Raw genomic sequence first — 2,691 nt, forward strand, 5'->3', positions numbered from 1 at the left:
AGGGGGCGCAGCCCCCATGAGGGCAGGCGGCCGGGAGGCGAGCGAAGAAGCCGGAGGCCAACGCGGCGCCCGGCGCGCTGACGGGCCGCTGACGGACCACCGGCCGGGACGGCGCGACGGCGGGCTCAGCCGAACGTGCCCAGCGCCTCCGCCAATTCCTCCGGGTCCGTGGTCGGGCGGTCGCAGACGAAGCCCCGGCAGACGTACGCCGTCTCCCGGCCGTCCACCAGGGACCGCCCCGCGAGCAGCGGGAGTTCGCCGTCCGGCGGGCCCGCGGCGACGACCGCGCCGGGCGCCGTGCCCAGGAGCGCCACCCGGTGCAGCGCGCCGCCGACCTCCCCGGCGACCGCCACCTCCCGCGGCCCGTCCACCGCGGCCTCCGCGACGGCGAGCCCGTGCCCGATGAACCGCGGCACCCGCGGCCCCAGCGCCTTGACGACCCCGAGGGCCCGCTCCGCCGCCTCCCGGTGCGGCGCGGCCCCGGTGTGCGCCGCGTACGAGAGCAGCGCGCCCGCGGCGGCCGACCAGCCGGAGGGGGCCGCGTTGTCCGTGGGGTCCTGCGGGCGCCGGATGAGGCGCTCCCCGTCGGCCGCCGTGTCGTACAGCGCCCCGGACCCGGGGTCCACGAACTGCGCGAGCACGTGGTCGAGCAGGAACCCGGCGAACTCCAGCCACACGCCCTCCCCCGTGACGGAGGCCAGGGTGAGGAAGCCCTCGGCGACGTCGGCGTAGTCCTCCAGGACCCCGGCGTTGGCGCCCACGTGTCCGTCCTTGGACGTGCGGGCGAGCCGCGCGCGGTCGTCCATGTGGAGACGTACGAGAAGATCCGCCGCCCCCACGGCCGCCGCGACCAGGTCGGGCCGGTCGAAGAGGGCGCCCGTCTCGGCGAGCGCGGCGATCGCGAGGCCGTTCCACGCGGCGACCACCTTGTCGTCGCGGCCGGGCGCGGGCCGCTCGGCGCGGGCGGCGAGCAGCCGCTCGCGGACGGCGGCGATCCGCGAGGCGTCGGCGACCACGCCGCCGTCGCGCTGCGGGAGCTGGAGGACGGAGGATCCCTCCTCGAAGGTGCCCTCCTCGGTCACGCCGAAGTACGCCGCCGCGAGGTCGCCGTCGGCCTCGCCCAGGACCTCGCGCAGCTGCGCGGGCGTCCACACGTAGTACGCGCCCTCGACGAGCTTGCCGGTCGCGTCCTCGCTGTCGGCGTCCAGGGCGGAGGCGAACCCGCCCTCGTTGGTGCGCAGTTCGCCCACCATGAAGTCGGCCGTCTCCAGGGCGACGCGGCGCGCCAGGTCCGAGCCCGTGGCCCGCCACAGGTGGGCGTACACGCGGCACAGCAGCGCGTTGTCGTACAGCATCTTCTCGAAGTGCGGCACGACCCACTCGCGGTCCACGGAGTAGCGGGCGAAGCCGCCGCCGAGCTGGTCGTAGATGCCGCCGCGCGCCATCCGCTCGCAGGTGTCGGCGGCCATCTGCAGGGCGCCCTCGGAGCCGGTGCGGGCGTGGTGGCGCAGCAGGAACTCGATCACCATGGACGGCGGGAACTTGGGGGCGCCGCCGAAGCCGCCGTGTGTCGCGTCGTAGTCGCGGGTCAGCCCGAGGAGGGCCTTGCTGAGCTCCTCCTCGCCGGGTCGCTGCCCGTCCCCGGCGGCCAGTTGACGCTCCGACAGGTCCTTGACGATCTTCGCGGCGACCTCGCCGACCTCGTCGCGCCGGTCCGCCCACGCCCGGTGCACCCCGTCGAGGACCTGCGGGAAGGACGGCATGCCGTGGCGCGGCTCGGGCGGGAAGTAGGTGCCGAAGTAGAAGGGCTCGGCGTCGGCGGTGAGGAACACCGTCATGGGCCAGCCGCCCTGGCCGGTCGCGGCCTGCACGGCCTCCATGTAGACGGCGTCGACGTCGGGGCGCTCCTCGCGGTCCACCTTGATGTTCACGAAGTGCTCGTTCATGAGCGCGGCCGTGGCGTCGTCCTCGAACGATTCGTGGGCCATGACGTGACACCAGTGACAGCTCGAATAGCCGACGGAGAGCAGGACGGGCACGCCGCGCTCGCGGGCGGCGGCGAACGCCTCGGCCGACCACGGCCACCAGTCGACCGGGTTGTCGGCGTGCTGGAGGAGGTAGGGGGACGTCTCATGGGCCAGTCGGTTCGGCATGGTCCCATCCTCGCGCACACCGGCCCCTGATCCGCCGACTCGCTCGCGCCGGCGCCTCGTACGCAGGACACTGACACGTACATGTAGAGGTACGGGGCAGACGTATGCCCGGATGGCCCAGTACCCGTGTACCGGGCAGCCGTACATGGGTACGAGGCCACGCACGGACACGTGTCGTCGGCACGTGCCGCTCTCGGAGGGGGACCACATGCGGGACAGCCATCGGGCCGAAGCCGAGCGGCTGTTGGCACGGGCGGTCGAGGAGGAGGTCCGGCGCACGGGCGGGCGCACGGACGGCGGGGTGCTGCTCTCGCGGGCGCGCGGCGCGCTCGACGCCATGGCGCGGACGGCGGCCGAGGAGTACGAGGCGTACACCCGGGCCCTGGACGAGGCGGCGGCCGGGCAGCAGACGTTCGCGCAGCGGTACGCGAAGGAGGGCGCCGGAACTCCCCTGCTGGTCGCGGGCGTCGCCGCCGTCGCGGCCACGGCGGCCGACCTCGCGCTCGGCACGGGCGGCGGCACGGCGCTCGGCGCGGGC

1 protein-coding gene and 1 pseudogene are annotated in these 2,691 nt (G+C 75.3%); one reads left to right on the forward strand and one right to left on the reverse strand.

Translation table 11 applies throughout. From position 1 onward, the window contains the following. Positions 1–125 precede the first annotated feature (125 nt). A complete protein-coding gene (locus STRAU_RS34475) occupies positions 126–2,153 on the reverse strand; it encodes a thioredoxin domain-containing protein (RefSeq protein ID WP_016645049.1) in 2,028 nt (675 codons plus the stop codon). A 208-nt stretch (positions 2,154–2,361) separates the two neighbouring features. Here STRAU_RS34475 and STRAU_RS34480 point away from each other — a divergent pair. Then, positions 2,362–2,691 (forward strand): annotated as a pseudogene (locus tag STRAU_RS34480) (hypothetical protein); the annotation flags it as partial.

It is taken from the genome of Streptomyces aurantiacus JA 4570, assembly GCF_000414115.1.
GTDB lineage: Bacteria > Actinomycetota > Actinomycetes > Streptomycetales > Streptomycetaceae > Streptomyces > Streptomyces aurantiacus_A.